This window comes from Aromatoleum tolulyticum (assembly GCF_900156155.1).
Classification (GTDB): Bacteria; Pseudomonadota; Gammaproteobacteria; order Burkholderiales; family Rhodocyclaceae; genus Aromatoleum; species Aromatoleum tolulyticum.
Window position 1 is genome coordinate 150,628 of record NZ_FTMD01000012.1, and the last position, 13,507, is coordinate 164,134.

Sequence of the window (13,507 nt, forward strand, 5' to 3'; positions counted from 1 at the left end):
CTTCAGGGCACAGGTCATGGCGGACACGGTCCCGGGCGGACAGGAATTCGGTATCGATGCGGAGCTTTACGCCGGCTTGAGGGAGCTTGCCGCCGGTGCGTTCCCCAAGCGCTGCCCCACCTGCGGCCGCAGTTATCGCGACGCCGATGACTACATTGCGCAGACGCAGCGGGTGGGCAGCGGCCGCAGCGGCCTCAAGCAGGCAGTGGACGACGACGGACAGGTGATCGTCGAGCTGTTCCGCAACTGCGTGTGCGGCTCGACCCTGATGGACTGTTTCCGCGACCGCCGCGATACCAGCGAGGCGGGACTGCGGCGTCGCGCGCGCTTCGGCGAACTGATCGCGGCGCTCGTGGCCCAGGGGCTCGAGCGGGAGCGGGCGCACGCCGAATTGCTGAAGGTGCTGCGCGGGGAGCCCAGCACGATCCTGAAGGCGCGTCCGCGCAGCGTGGCGCTCCCGTCGCTTATTGACGCTGCAGCCAAAGACCGTTCGGGCTGAGCCTGTCGAAGCCCTGACAGAGCCCTTCGACAGGCCCAGGGCGAACGGAGGTATTCGACCGTCGGACCCGCTTACTCGACGTGGTAGCGGCGCTGCACGACGCGGAAGCGGTTCGCGACGAAGGCGCTGTCCGACAGGCTCGCGTTGGCAGCCGGGTTCATGCCGACGCCGTGGTAGTCGGAGAAGCCCGCCGACTGGTTCACGAACACGCCGCCGGTGAGGTTGATCGACAGCGCGACGCCGGCGTGCCAGCTCGCCTCGGTCATCGCGTCGACGACTTCCGCCCTGGTCGAGTAGATGCCGACCGTGAGTGCGCCGTGCTCGCGCACGATGCGCTCGGACAGCGCGACCGCGGCGGCACCGTCGGCGACCTTCACGATGAACGCGATCGGGCCGAAGCGCTCTTCCATGTAGGCCTTCTCGTCGGCGGCGTCGCACGCGAGCAGCACCGGCGAGCGCACTTCGGCGCCGGGGAACTCGGCGTGCTCGATCTTCCTGGAGGCGAGCACGACGCGGCCGTGCTCAGGCGCCTCCGCGATGCGGGCGAGCGTGTCGGGCGACTGGATCGCGCCCAGCACGGCGGTCGCGACCGCCGGGTCGGCGAGGAACTTGTCGATCGAAGCGGCGAGATCGGCGCACACCTCGTCGTAGCTCTTGTGCCCCTGGTCGGTGGCGATGCCGCCGGCCGGCACGAGGATCGCCTGCGTCGTCGTGCACATCTGCCCCGAGTACAGGCACAGCGTGAAGGCGAGGTTGCGCAGCATCGCCTTGTACTGGTCGGTGGATTCGATGACGACGTTGTTCACGCCGGCGAGTTCGGCATACACCTGCGCCTGCTTCGCATTGCTGATCAGCCACTGGCCGAAGCTGTTGCCGCCGGTGAAATCGATCGACTTCACCGCCGGGTGGGTCGCCAGCGCCTGCGTGGCCTCGCGCTTGTCGAAGGCGGCGAGCGTGACGAGGTTGGGGTCGAGGCCGGCCTCGGCGAGCACTTCGCGCGCGATGCGCACGGTGATCGCGGCCGGCAGGATCGCGTTCTGGTGCGGCTTGACGATGACCGGGTTGCCGGTCGCGAGCGCGGCGAAGAGGCCCGGGTAGGTGTTCCAGGTCGGGAAGGTGCCGCAGCCGATCACCAGCGCGACGCCGCGGCCGACGATCTCGAAGTGCTTCTTCATCTTCAGCGGCGGGTTCTTGCCCTGCGGCTTCTCCCATACCGTCTCGTGCGGCACGAACTTCATCTCGCGGTACGCATAGGCGACGGCCTCGAGGCCGCGGTCCTGCGCGTGCGGGCCGCCGGCCTGGAAGGCCATCATCCAGCCCTGGCCGGTGGTGAGCATCACGGCGTGGGCGATCTCGAAGCTGCGCTTGTTGATGCGCTCGAGGATCTCCAGGCACACGCCGGCGCGGCCCTGCGCGCCGATGCGCTGCCAGCCCGGCATCGCGGCATGCGCGGCGGCGATCAGCGCGTCGGCGTCGCACACCGGATAGCGCACGCCCAGCTCGACGCCGTAGGGCGAGCGCTCGGTCGCCATCCAACCGCTGCGGCCGGGCTGGTCGAGTTCGAAATCCTGGCCGAAGGTGGCCTCGACGGCGCGGCGCCCGTCCTCCTGTGCCGTCTCCCCATACACCTTGGGGCTGGGCATCTCGGGGTAGGGCGTCCAGTAGCCGCGGGCGTGGATCGCCTGGACGGCGGCTTCGAGGGTCGCGTGGTGCTTGTCGAACAGCTGGGCGGGCGTGGTGGTGGACGCGGCGTGGGACATCGAGGGTCTCCTCTGGTGGTGGGGCGGGGCTTCTGCGGCCCCTGCGTGTGAGTGGCGTTGATCCCTTATTAACCCGGTAACCAAATACCGTTCGGGCTGAGCCTGTCGAAGCCCTGCGATTGCCCTTCGACAAGCTCAGGGCGAACGGGGGTAGTTGATTGCCGCCTTAATAATAGAGCCAGGGCGGTTGCTGCGCTGCGGTGAAACTTGTCAAGCAAAAAACTGTTGTCTTTTGATCTGGATCAAGCTTACTATTGATTGACCGGTCGGTCAAACAAAGGCCGGACTAGAAAGAGAGCTCGGAGTACCGGGCACCGACCCCCGCCGACGGGAGGCCTCGAAGCCTTCCGGGCGATCCGAAAAAGGAGACTCTGCAGAAGCGCCGCCTGAGGGCATCGGTGGGCGTTTGTGCAGAGGGACGACAGGAGGAGACATGAGCAGCGAGTTGGGCAGAACGGATTGGAGCATGCAGGGCGAGACGATCCGCCTCGATGTGGCCGAAGGCATCGCGACGCTGACGTTGAACCGGCCGGAGCGGCTGAACTCGTTCACGAGCCGGATGCACGAGGAGGTGCGTGCGGCGCTGGCGAAGGTGAAGGAAGGCCGCGGTGCGGGCGTCGTGCGCGTGCTGGTGCTGACCGGTGCCGGGCGCGGCTTCTGCGCCGGACAGGACCTGTCGGACCGCGCCGTGGCGCCGGGGGCTGCACCGGTGGATCTGGGCGAATCGGTCGAGAAGAACTACAAGCCGCTCGTGCTCGCGCTGCGCAGCCTGGAGCTGCCGGTGATCGCGGCGGTGAATGGCGTCGCGGCCGGTGCCGGCGCGAGCATCGCACTGGCGTGCGACCTCGTGTTCGCGGCGCGCTCGGCGAGCTTCATCCAGTCCTTCAGCAAGCTCGGCGTCGTGCCGGACACCGGCGGCAGCTGGATCCTGCCGCGCCTCGTCGGGCCGGCGCGTGCGATGGGCATGGCGCTGCTGGGCGAGAAGCTGTCGGCCGAGCAGGCCGAGGCCTGGGGCCTGATCTGGAAATGCGTGGACGACGAGGCGCTGATGCCGACCGTGCAGCAGGTGGCGGCAGGCCTCGCGCAGGGGCCGACCTTTGGCTACGCGAAGACCAAGCAGGCGATCTGGGCGAGCTCGACCAACGACTTCGAGACCCAGCTCAACCTCGAGCGCGACCTGATGACCGTGTGCGGCAACTCGAACGACTACCGCGAAGGGGTCGCCGCGTTCATCGAGAAGCGCAACCCGAACTTCAAGGGTGATTGAATGAGTGCCCTCGGCAAGGATGTGAAGGTCGTCGTGATCGGCGCCGGCGCAATGGGCAGCGGCATCGCCCAGGTCGCCGCGCGCGCGGGCCACACCGTGTACCTGTTCGACGGCCGCACCGAGGCGATCGCCGCCGGACGCGCGGCGATCGAGAAGGACCTGAAGTTCCTCGTGTCGAAGAACCGGCTCGACCAGGCCGAGGCCGCGGCGACGCTCGAGCGCGTCGTGCCGGTCGCGGCGCTGGCCGAGGCGGCGGATGCCGGCCTCGCGATCGAGGCGATCGTCGAGAACCTCGACGTCAAGCGCAAGCTCTTCGCCGAGCTGGAAAGCACGCTGGGCGTGGACGCGATCATCGCGAGCAACACCTCGTCGCTGTCGATCAACGCGATGGCGGCCGGGCTGGCGCGTCCCGGCCGGCTCGCCGGTCTGCACTTCTTCAACCCCGCGCCGCGCATGGCGCTGGTCGAGGTGGTGTCGGGACTCAACACCGAGCGCGAGGTCGCCGAGTGCCTGTATGCGACGGCGCGCGACTGGAGCAAAGTCCCCGTGCATGCGGCCTCGACGCCGGGCTTCATCGTGAACCGCGTCGCGCGTCCGTACTACGCCGAGGCGCTGCGCGTGCTCGCCGAGCACGAGGCGGAGCCCGCGACGCTGGACGCGATCCTGCGCGAAGGCTGCGGCTTCGCGATGGGGCCGTTCGAACTGATGGACCTGATCGGCCACGACGTGAACTTCGCGGTGACGAAGTCGGTGTTCGAGTCCTTCTTCTGCGACCGCCGCTTCGCGCCGAGCCAGTTCCAGCAGGAACTTGTCGCTGCCGGCCGACTGGGGCGCAAGACCGGGCGCGGCATCTACGAATACGGCGAACTCGCCGCGAAGGCGGTGCCGCAGGACGAACCGGCGCAGGACGGCGAGCCGCGCATCACCGTGGTCGGTGACATCGGCGCGGCGGCGCCGCTCCTGGCGCGCCTCGAAGCGGCCGGCATCGAGGTGCGGCGCGAGGCGGGCATGCACGGCAAGCGCGGCTGGATGCAGATCGGCGCCGCGCGCGTCGCGCTCACCGACGGCCGCCCCGCGACGCTGCGCGCGGCCGAGGAGCGCGTGCCGAACCTGGTGCTCTTCGACCTGTGCCTCGACTACTCGACCAGCACCCGCATCGCGCTCACGCGCGCCGACCAGTGCGGCCTGGGCGCGCTGCGCGTGGTCGCCGGCACCTTCCAGAAGGCCGGCTTCAAGGTCAGCGTGATCGACGACGTCGCCGGGTTGATCGCGCTGCGCACCGTCGCGATGCTCGCGAACGAGGCCGCCGACGCGGTGCTGCAGGGCGTGGCGAGCGCGCGCGACGTCGATACCGCGATGCGCTACGGCACCAACTACCCCAAGGGCGGCCCGCTCGCGTGGGCCGACCAGCTCGGCGCGGGTTTCATCGTCGAGGTGCTCGCGAATCTCAAGGATCACTACGGCGAGGAACGCTACCGCGTGTCGCCGCTGCTGCGCCGCAAGGCCTGCAACGGGGAGGCGATGTATGACTGAGGCGGGCTATCGCGATCTCACCAACGGGCTCGATCCCCAGGTCGTCGCCGAGCGCGTGCGCGACTGCATGGCGGAGAACGACCGCGTGCTGCGTGCCAACGGCATCCGCTTCGAGGCGGTCGGCCCGGGCTACGCGAAGGTGACGATGACGGTGCGCGAGGAGATGCTCAACGGTTTTCGCATCTGCCACGGCGGCTTCATCACGGTGCTCGCCGACACGGCCTTCGCCTACGCGTGCAACAGCTACAACGAGCAGACCGTGGCGTCCGGCATCAGCCTCGACTTCATGGCCCCCGGCCGTCCCGGGGACGTCCTGTGCGCCGAGGCGAAGGAAGTGTTCGCCGCCGGCCGCACCGGCGTGTACGACATCAGCGTCACCAACCCCAAGGGCGAGCTGATCGCGGTCATGCGCGGCAGGTCCTACCGGCTGAAAGGCAGGGCCGTCGCCGAGTTGTGAATGGAATCATGAGCGGAATTGTGAATGGCGTTTGACGCGGGTCACCCGGGATTCCCCGGATGCGGGGAATAATCCCGGCCTCATATGAAATCCGCGCAAACCGAAGAAACCAGGAGGAGAGAGAATGCCCGTAAAGACCCCGTCGCCCGGCGACCTGGAAGCGATCGAGACAGCCAGCCAGGACGAGCTGCGCGCGCTGCAGCTGGAACGCATGCAGTGGAGCGTGCGCCACGCCTACGAGAACGTGCCGCACTACCGCCAGGCCTTCGACGCCAAGGGCGTGCATCCGGACGACCTGAAGACGCTCGCGGATCTGGCGAAGTTTCCCTTCACCGCGAAGAGCGACCTGCGCGACAACTACCCCTTCGGCATGTTCGCGGTGCCGCGTGAGAAGGTCGCGCGCGTGCATGCGTCCTCCGGCACGACCGGCAAGCCGACGGTGGTCGGCTACACGCTGAAGGACATCGACACCTGGGCCACCGTCGTCGCGCGCTCGATCCGCGCCGCGGGCGGCCGCGCTGGCGACATGGTGCATGTGTCCTACGGCTACGGCCTGTTCACCGGCGGGCTGGGCGCGCATTACGGCGCCGAGCGGCTGGGGTGCACGGTGGTGCCGATGTCCGGCGGGCAGACCGAGAAGCAGATCCAGGTGATCCAGGACTTCAGACCCGACATCATCATGGTGACGCCGTCCTACATGCTGACCATCCTCGACGAGATGGAGCGCATGGGCATCGACCCGAAATCGACCTCGCTGAAGGTCGGCATCTTCGGCGCCGAGCCGTGGACGCAGGGCATGCGCGAGGCGATGGAGGCGCGCTCCGGGCTCGATGCGGTCGACATCTACGGCCTGTCGGAAGTGATGGGGCCGGGTGTCGCCAGCGAGTGCGTCGAGAGCAAGGACGGCCCGGTGGTGTGGGAAGACCATTTCTACCCCGAGATCATCGACCCGAAGACCGGCGAAGTGCTGCCGGACGGCGAGGAAGGCGAGCTGGTGTTCACGACGCTGACCAAGGAAGCGATGCCGGTGATCCGCTACCGCACGCGCGACCTCACGCGCCTGCTGCCGCCGACCTCGCGCGCCATGCGGCGCATGGCCAAGATCACCGGCCGTTCCGACGACATGCTGATCATCCGTGGCGTGAACCTCTTCCCGACGCAGATCGAGGAGCTGATCTGCCACATGCCCCAGCTCGCTTCGCAATACCTGCTGGAGGTCGACAAGAAGGGCCACATGGACACGCTGACGGTGAAGGTCGAGCTGGACCCGGATGCGGTCGTCGGCCGGCATCCCGAGCAGAAGGAGGCGGTCGGCGAGGAGCTCGCGCATCGCATCAAGACCTTCATCGGCGTCTCGGCGAAGGTCGTCGTCGGCGAGCCGTTCTCGATCGAGCGCGTGACCATCGGCAAGGCGAAGCGCGTCATCGACCGCCGCCCCAAGGAGTGAGTGTCTGAAGAGGCCGCTGCGGCGGCCTCGCACTCGCCCCAGCCAGGAATGAGAGAGGAGGAGACAACACAATGTATACCCAAGCACTGGACATCCCGCAGCAGAGCGCCGACAAGGGCCCGCGCGTGGTCGAGAATCCCGCGTACCAGGTCGAGTTCGACACCAAGATCGACGCCGGCGGCTACATCGAGGCCAAGGACTGGATGCCCGAGGCCTACCGCAAGACGCTCATCCGCCAGATCAGCCAGCACGCGCATTCCGAGATCGTCGGCATGTTGCCCGAAGGCAACTGGATCACGCGCGCGCCGACCTTGAAGCGCAAGGCGATCCTGCTCGCCAAGGTGCAGGACGAGGGCGGCCACGGCCTCTACCTGTACGCCGCGGCTGAGACGCTGGGCGTGTCGCGCGACGAGCTGCTGGAGGCCCTGCACACCGGCAAGGCGAAGTACAGCTCGATCTTCAACTACCCGACGCTCACCTGGGCGGACATCGGCGTGATCGGCTGGCTCGTGGACGGTGCCGCGATCATGAACCAGATCCCGCTGTGCAAGTGCAGCTACGGCCCCTATGCGCGGGCGATGGTGAGGATCTGCAAGGAGGAATCCTTCCACCAGCGCCAAGGCTACGACCTGCTGCTGCAGATGATGAAGGGCACCGAAGAGCAGCGCGAGATGGTGCAGGACGCCGTCAATCGCTGGTGGTGGCCGTCGATCATGATGTTCGGCCCGCACGACAAGGACTCCGTGCATTCGGGCCAGAGCGCGCGCTGGGGCATCAAGCGCATCTCCAACGACGACCTGCGCCAGAAGTTTGTCGATGCGACCGTCGAGCAGGCCAAGGTGCTGGGCGTGACGATGCCCGACCCGGAGCTGAAGTGGAACGCCGAACGCGGCCACCACGATTTCGGCGCGATCGACTGGGACGAGTTCTGGAACGTCGTCAATGGCCACGGCCAGGGCAACGTCGATCGGCTGGCCGCGCGCGTCAAGGCGTGGGACGACGGCGCCTGGGTGCGCGAAGCCGCGCTCGAGCACGAGCGCAAGCGCGCGGCGCGCGAACACCAGGCCGCCTGACAGGAATATCCGCAACACACCGACAGAAAGGGCGGCCCCGGCCAGCCCTCACGAGAGGAGAAGAGACATGGAACGCAAGGAATGGCCGCTGTGGGAAGTCTTCGTGCGCAGCCGCAACGGGCTCGATCACAAGCACTGCGGCAGCGTGCATGCGCCCGACGCGAAGCTCGCGCTGCAGGTCGCGCGCGACGTCTACACCCGCCGCCAGGAAGGCGTGAGCATCTGGGTGGTGCAGGCCGACCACATCGTCGCCTCCGACCCGGACGCCAAGCCCGAGCTGTTCGACCCGGCCGAGGACAAGATCTACCGGCATCCGACCTTCTACCAGCTGCCCGACGAAGTTAACCACATGTGAGAGGGCTGCACAGATGACGCAACAGACTCCCAACCCCGCACACATCGAATACGTCACCCGCATCGGCGACAACGCGCTCATCCTCGGCCAGCGCATGTCCGAATGGTGCGGCCACGCACCGGTGCTCGAAGAGGACATGGCGCTCGCGAACATGTCGCTGGATCTCATCGGCCAGGCGCGCATGCTGCTCACCCGCGCCGGCCAGCTCGAAGGCAAGGGCCGCGACGAGGACCAGCTCGCCTTCCTGCGCACCGAGATGCACTACCGCAACCTGACGCTGTGCGAGCTGCCGAACGCGGATTTCGGCCGCACGATGGTGCGCAACTTCCTCTTCGCGAGCTTCCAGGTGCTGCTGTGGGAACGCCTGCTGGCTTCCAGTGACACCGAGCTCGCCGCGATCGCCGCGAAGAGCCTCAAGGAAGCGCGCTACCACGCGCAGCACGCCGGCGACTGGGTCGTGCGTCTGGGCGACGGCACGGCCGAATCGCACGAACGCACGCAGGCCGCGCTCGACTACCTGTGGCCCTACACCGCCGAGTTCTTCGCCGCGAATCCGACCGACGAGGCGATTGCCGCCGCCGGCATCGGCCCGGCGTGGAGCGAGCTCGAAGCCGCGTGGGAAGCGGCGGTGGTGCCGGTCCTGAACGAGGCGACGCTGACCGTGCCCGCGCGCACGCCGTTCAAGTCCTACGGCAAGTTCGGCCGCCACAGCGAGCATCTGGGGCACCTGCTGTCCGAGATGCAGTACCTGCAGCGCACCTATCCGGGCGCGCAGTGGTGATGCAGCGATGATCACCGAAGCCCGGGCCTGGGAGGTCCTCCACGGCGTGCCCGATCCCGAGATCCCGGTGATCTCGGTGACCGAGCTCGGCATCGTGCGCGAAGTCCTCGCGCGCGAGGGCGGCCTGCACGTCGTCGTCACGCCGACCTATTCCGGCTGCCCCGCGACCGAGGTGATCTCGCAGAGCATCCACGACGCGCTGGTCGCCGCCGGTGCCGGCGAGGTTTCGGTCGAGACGCGCCTTGCGCCCGCATGGACCACCGACTGGATCACCGAGCCGGCGAAGGAGAAGCTGCGCGCCTATGGCATCGCACCCCCGGGCGGTGACGCACCGGTCGGCCCGCAGCCGCTCCGCTTCGTCCCGCGCAAGCTCGCCTGCCCGCGCTGCGGCTCGACCGACACGACGCGGCTGTCGCAGTTCGGCTCGACCGCGTGCAAGGCGCTGTACCGCTGCCAGAGCTGCCTCGAACCTTTCGAGTATTTCAAGCCCATTTAAGAATCGAATCGCCACGAGAAGCGATCGAGGAGACAACCACATGACGACGCACAGAACGCCGAAATTCCATCCGCTGAAAGTCGCCGAGGTGCGGCGCGAGACGCCCGAGGCGGTGAGCCTGCGCTTCGAGATCCCGGCCGAACTCGCCGAGGACTACCGCTTCGAGCAGGGCCAGCACCTCAACCTCAAGGTCAAGGTCAACGGCGAGGAGCTGCGCCGCTCCTACTCGATCTGCTCCGGTGTCGACGACGGCGAACTGTGCGTCGCGATCAAGAAGATCAACGGCGGCGCATTTTCGACCTGGGCCAACGACGGCGGCATCAAGGACGGCGACGTGCTGGAGATCATGACGCCGGAAGGGCGCTTCCACACCCCGCTCGACCCCGCGCACGCCAAGCACTACGTCGCCTTCGCCGCCGGCAGCGGCATCACGCCGATCCTGTCGCTGGTGAAGACCACGCTGCGCGCCGAGCCGCACAGCCGCTTCACGCTGGTGTACAGCAACCGCCGCCAGGCGAGCGTGATGTTCGCCGAGACCCTCGAGGACCTGAAGAACCGCTACATGTCGCGCTTCACGCTGTACAACCTGTTCTCGCGCGAGGAGCAGGAAGTGCCGCTGTTCAACGGGCGGCTCGACGGCGAGCGCGTGCGCATGTTCCTCGACACGCTGATCCCCGTCGACACCATCGACGAGGCCTTCATCTGCGGTCCCGGCGGGATGATCGACGAGGTCGAGGCCGCGCTGCAGGCGGCCGGCGTCGCGCACGACCACATCCACCTCGAGCGCTTCGGCGTGCCGGCGACGGCCCCCGAGCATCATGTCGAACCGGGCGACGCGACGCAGGCGCGGGTCACCGTGATCGCCGACGGCCTCAAGCGCGAGATGGAGTTCCGCGCCGAGGACCCGTCCATCCTCGACGTCGCGCTGCGCGCCGGCATGGACCTGCCATACTCGTGCAAGGGCGGCGTGTGCTGCACCTGCCGCGCGAAACTGCTTGAGGGCAAGGTGCGCATGGACAAGAATTTCACCCTCGAACAGCCGGACGTCGATGCCGGCTACATTCTCACCTGCCAGGCGCACCCCCTCACCGATCGCGTCGTCATCAGTTTCGACGAGCGTTGAGGGGCGCGGCTGGCCCCGAAACAGGCACGACATCCGGCATGGCACGAGGCAAGGCACCCACTTTCGAACTGCAGCGCGCGGCGATGCTGCGCGCGGCGGCGGGGCTGTTCGCGGAAAAGGGCTTCCACAACGCCTCGATGTCGGCGATCGCGCAGGCCTGCGGCGTGTCCAAGCCGCTGCTGTACCACTACTACCGCGACAAGGAACACCTGCTGTTCGACATCGCCGACAGCTACATCGACGAGCTGTTGGCGATCGTCGCGTCCGTGGAGGCGCGCAAGCTCGGCCCCGAGGCCCATTTCACCGAGCTCGTGACGCGCTTCATGGAGGAATACGAGCATGCGCAGGACCATCACATGGTGCTGGTGCAGGACGTGAAGTTCCTCAAGGAGGAGCAGGCGGAAAGCGTCGCCGCCAAGCAGCGCGGCGTCGTCGCGGCCTTTGCCGACGCGCTGGCGCGGGTCGAACCGGGCCTCAAGGGGCGCAAGCTCGACAAGGCGGTCACGATGATCCTGTTCGGCATGATCAACTGGACCTTCACCTGGTTGCGTGCCGACGGCCCGCTCACCTTCCACGACATGGCGCCCATCGTCACCGGGATCTTCCTCAACGGCGTGCGCGGCCTGATGCGCGACGAGGACGGCAGCGCGGCAGCGTCGCGGGTGGCGGCCGGTGCTTAGCACGTCGGCCGGACGCACGCGGCGCGCACCATGCTCGCGAGGCCGCGTGGACGGGATTTCGGGCGCGGCATGGCGCCGGTGTGGCGAAAACGTGATTCAGATCAATAGTTGGACTAGCAATAGTTTGTATCGTAAGCAATAATCGCCGGACGCGACCGCGACTTCCCTCAGGTTCGGTCGCCAATAAACCAAGAGGAGGAGACACACCATGAAACTGCGCACTTCCCTGATGGCTGCCATCGGTCTGGCCTTCGCTGCGACGGTCGCGCACGCCGACATCAATGTTGGCGTGACCGTGTCGGCGACCGGACCGGCCGCCTCGCTGGGCATCCCGGAAAAGAACACGATCGCGTTGCTGCCGACGACGATTGCCGGCGAGAAGGTCAACTACATCGTCCTCGACGACGCCTCCGACACGACCTCGGCGGTGAAGAACGTCCGCAAGCTGATCTCGGAAGACAAGGTCGACGTCATCCTCGGATCGACGATCACGCCGAACTCGCTGGCGATGATCGACGTGGTTGCCGAGGCGGCGACGCCGATGATCTCGATGGCCGCCTCTGCGCGCATCGTCGATCCGGTGGATGAGAAGAAGCGCTGGGTGTTCAAGACGCCGCAGAACGACGCGCAGATGTCGACCGCGATCATCGAGCACATGACCAACAGCGGCGTGAAGACGGTCGCCTTCATCGGCTTCTCCGACGCCTACGGCGAAGGCTGGTACGAGCAGTTCGCCGCCGTGGCCGATGCGCGCAAGCTCAAGCTGGTCGCCAACGAACGTTTCGCCCGCACCGACACCTCGGTGACCGGCCAGGTGCTCAAGATCATGGCGGCGAAGCCCGACGCGGTGCTGATCGCCGGTTCCGGCACGCCGGCCGCGCTGCCGCAGAAGGCCTTCAAGGAGCGCGGTTTCACCGGCAAGATCTACCAGACCCACGGCGTCGCCAACAACGACTTCCTGCGCGTGTGCGGCAAGGACTGTGAGGGCACCTTCCTGCCGGCCGGCCCCGTGCTGGTCGCGGCGCAGCTGCCCGACACCAATCCGGTGAAGAAGAGCGCGACCGAGTACATCACCAAGTACGAAGCCGCGCATGGCAAGGGCAGCGTGTCGACCTTCGGCGCGCACGGCTGGGACAGCGGCGTGCTGCTCGCCGCCGCGGTGCCGACGGCACTGAAGAAGGCCAAGCCCGGCACCAAGGAGTTCCGTGCCGCGTTGCGCGACGCGCTCGAAGGCCTGAAGGAAGTGCCCGCCGCGCACGGCATCTTCAGCATGAGCCCCAACGACCACCTCGGCTTGGACCAGCGCGCGCGCGTGATGGTGCAGATCCAGAACGGCGCATGGAAACTCGTCAAGTAAGTGTCAAATGAGTGGCAAGTGAGTTCCTGAGCTGAAACCGTGACGGCCGGGCTTCGCCCCGCGCCGCGCGGGGCTTTCATTCGTTGCTGAAAGAGTCGGGAGCGGTCTGCGCCGTTCCCGATAGCGGGGTTCGTCCATGGATTTCCAGATAGCGCTGTTGCTCGCACAGGACGGCATCACCAACGGTGCGATCTACGCGCTGCTCGCGCTCGCGCTGGTGCTGGTGTTTGCCGTGACGCGGGTGATCTTCATTCCGCAGGGGGAGTTCGTCGCCTATGGCGCGCTCACTCTCGTCATGATCCAGGCCGGCACGGTGCCGGCGACGCTGTGGCTGTTGCTCGGCGCGGGCGTGCTCGCCGCGGCGGTCGATGCGCGCGGCGCGCTGCATAGCGGCCAGAAGGGGCGCCTCGCGGGCGTGCTGGCGTGGAACGTCGGCTACCCGGTGGTGCTCGCGGCGCTGCTCTACCTGCTGCCGCTCACCACCCTCGCGCTGCCGCTGCAGGTGCTGCTGGCGCTGCTCGTGGTGGTGCCGATGGGCCCGCTGATGTACCGCCTGATCTACCAGCCGATCGCCGCCGCGCCGGTGCTGATCCTCTTGATCGTGTCGGTCGCCGTGCACGTGGGCATGGTCGGCCTCGGGCTGCTGTTCTTCGGCGCCGAAGGCTCGCGCACCCCGCCC

Annotated in this window: 13 protein-coding genes and 1 pseudogene; 13 read left to right on the forward strand and 1 reads right to left on the reverse strand. The window is 67.6% G+C overall.

Annotation, left to right across the window (positions count from 1 at the left end; all coding sequences use genetic code 11):
- Positions 1–16 precede the first annotated feature (16 nt).
- Complete coding sequence (locus BW991_RS17580; protein ID WP_076603408.1) at positions 17–499, forward strand: oxidoreductase; 483 nt, start codon at positions 17–19, stop codon at positions 497–499.
- Positions 500–570: 71 nt separating this feature from the next.
- Here BW991_RS17580 and paaN read toward each other — a convergent pair whose 3' ends face one another.
- Positions 571–2,259, reverse strand: coding sequence for a phenylacetic acid degradation protein PaaN (paaN, locus tag BW991_RS17585; protein WP_076603409.1), 1,689 nt, complete (start codon positions 2,257–2,259; stop codon positions 571–573).
- 433 nt (positions 2,260–2,692) lie between these two features.
- On the opposite strand from paaN, the gene paaG reads away from it, so the two are divergent.
- The 12 genes and pseudogenes from paaG to BW991_RS17645 form a co-directional block, all read left to right on the forward strand.
- Positions 2,693–3,526 (forward strand): 2-(1,2-epoxy-1,2-dihydrophenyl)acetyl-CoA isomerase PaaG, encoded by an 834-nt coding sequence (paaG, locus tag BW991_RS17590; protein WP_212566918.1) that lies wholly within the window; start codon positions 2,693–2,695, stop codon positions 3,524–3,526.
- Positions 3,527–5,059 (forward strand): 3-hydroxyacyl-CoA dehydrogenase PaaH, encoded by a 1,533-nt coding sequence (gene paaH, locus BW991_RS17595; protein ID WP_076603411.1) that lies wholly within the window; start codon positions 3,527–3,529, stop codon positions 5,057–5,059.
- Complete coding sequence (gene paaI / locus BW991_RS17600; protein WP_076603412.1) at positions 5,052–5,516, forward strand: hydroxyphenylacetyl-CoA thioesterase PaaI; 465 nt, start codon at positions 5,052–5,054, stop codon at positions 5,514–5,516. Before paaH ends, paaI begins: the two co-directional genes overlap by 8 nt.
- 124 nt (positions 5,517–5,640) lie before the next feature.
- Positions 5,641–6,963, forward strand: coding sequence for a phenylacetate--CoA ligase PaaK (gene paaK / locus BW991_RS17605; protein WP_076603413.1), 1,323 nt, complete (start codon positions 5,641–5,643; stop codon positions 6,961–6,963).
- A 71-nt stretch (positions 6,964–7,034) separates the two neighbouring features.
- Complete coding sequence (gene paaA / locus BW991_RS17610) at positions 7,035–8,036, forward strand: 1,2-phenylacetyl-CoA epoxidase subunit PaaA (RefSeq protein ID WP_076603414.1); 1,002 nt, start codon at positions 7,035–7,037, stop codon at positions 8,034–8,036.
- 67 nt (positions 8,037–8,103) lie between these two features.
- A complete protein-coding gene (gene paaB, locus BW991_RS17615) occupies positions 8,104–8,391 on the forward strand; it encodes a 1,2-phenylacetyl-CoA epoxidase subunit PaaB (RefSeq protein ID WP_018989543.1) in 288 nt (95 codons plus the stop codon).
- Positions 8,392–8,404: 13 nt separating this feature from the next.
- Positions 8,405–9,172, forward strand: a complete 768-nt coding sequence (gene paaC, locus BW991_RS17620; RefSeq protein WP_076603415.1) for a 1,2-phenylacetyl-CoA epoxidase subunit PaaC — start codon at positions 8,405–8,407, stop codon at positions 9,170–9,172.
- A 7-nt stretch (positions 9,173–9,179) separates the two neighbouring features.
- Positions 9,180–9,668: a 1,2-phenylacetyl-CoA epoxidase subunit PaaD gene (gene paaD, locus BW991_RS17625; protein ID WP_076603416.1), complete on the forward strand. Its 489-nt coding sequence runs from the start codon at positions 9,180–9,182 to the stop codon at positions 9,666–9,668.
- Positions 9,669–9,708: 40 nt separating this feature from the next.
- On the forward strand, positions 9,709–10,791 hold the full coding sequence (paaE, locus tag BW991_RS17630) for a 1,2-phenylacetyl-CoA epoxidase subunit PaaE (RefSeq protein WP_076603417.1): 1,083 nt from the start codon (positions 9,709–9,711) through the stop codon (positions 10,789–10,791).
- Positions 10,792–10,829: 38 nt separating this feature from the next.
- Positions 10,830–11,471, forward strand: a complete 642-nt coding sequence (locus BW991_RS17635) for a TetR/AcrR family transcriptional regulator (RefSeq protein WP_076603418.1) — start codon at positions 10,830–10,832, stop codon at positions 11,469–11,471.
- A 208-nt stretch (positions 11,472–11,679) separates the two neighbouring features.
- The gene (locus BW991_RS17640) at positions 11,680–12,828 is read left to right on the forward strand and encodes an ABC transporter substrate-binding protein (protein WP_076603419.1); all 1,149 of its coding nucleotides are present in this window, start codon (positions 11,680–11,682) and stop codon (positions 12,826–12,828) included.
- A gap of 136 nt (positions 12,829–12,964) precedes the next feature.
- A pseudogene (locus tag BW991_RS17645) lies at positions 12,965–13,507 on the forward strand (branched-chain amino acid ABC transporter permease); the annotation flags it as partial.

What these genes read in the sequence shown, in the direction of transcription:
- BW991_RS17580 (WP_076603408.1), top strand. Translation starts at nt 17, where the DNA reads ATGGCGGACACGGTCCCGGGCGGACAGGAATTCGGTATCGATGCGGAG.
- paaN (WP_076603409.1), bottom strand. Translation starts at nt 2,259, where the DNA reads ATGTCCCACGCCGCGTCCACCACCACGCCCGCCCAGCTGTTCGACAAG.
- paaG (WP_212566918.1), top strand. Translation starts at nt 2,693, where the DNA reads ATGAGCAGCGAGTTGGGCAGAACGGATTGGAGCATGCAGGGCGAGACG.
- paaH (WP_076603411.1), top strand. Translation starts at nt 3,527, where the DNA reads ATGAGTGCCCTCGGCAAGGATGTGAAGGTCGTCGTGATCGGCGCCGGC.
- paaI (WP_076603412.1), top strand. Translation starts at nt 5,052, where the DNA reads ATGACTGAGGCGGGCTATCGCGATCTCACCAACGGGCTCGATCCCCAG.
- paaK (WP_076603413.1), top strand. Translation starts at nt 5,641, where the DNA reads ATGCCCGTAAAGACCCCGTCGCCCGGCGACCTGGAAGCGATCGAGACA.
- paaA (WP_076603414.1), top strand. Translation starts at nt 7,035, where the DNA reads ATGTATACCCAAGCACTGGACATCCCGCAGCAGAGCGCCGACAAGGGC.
- paaB (WP_018989543.1), top strand. Translation starts at nt 8,104, where the DNA reads ATGGAACGCAAGGAATGGCCGCTGTGGGAAGTCTTCGTGCGCAGCCGC.
- paaC (WP_076603415.1), top strand. Translation starts at nt 8,405, where the DNA reads ATGACGCAACAGACTCCCAACCCCGCACACATCGAATACGTCACCCGC.
- paaD (WP_076603416.1), top strand. Translation starts at nt 9,180, where the DNA reads ATGATCACCGAAGCCCGGGCCTGGGAGGTCCTCCACGGCGTGCCCGAT.
- paaE (WP_076603417.1), top strand. Translation starts at nt 9,709, where the DNA reads ATGACGACGCACAGAACGCCGAAATTCCATCCGCTGAAAGTCGCCGAG.
- BW991_RS17635 (WP_076603418.1), top strand. Translation starts at nt 10,830, where the DNA reads ATGGCACGAGGCAAGGCACCCACTTTCGAACTGCAGCGCGCGGCGATG.
- BW991_RS17640 (WP_076603419.1), top strand. Translation starts at nt 11,680, where the DNA reads ATGAAACTGCGCACTTCCCTGATGGCTGCCATCGGTCTGGCCTTCGCT.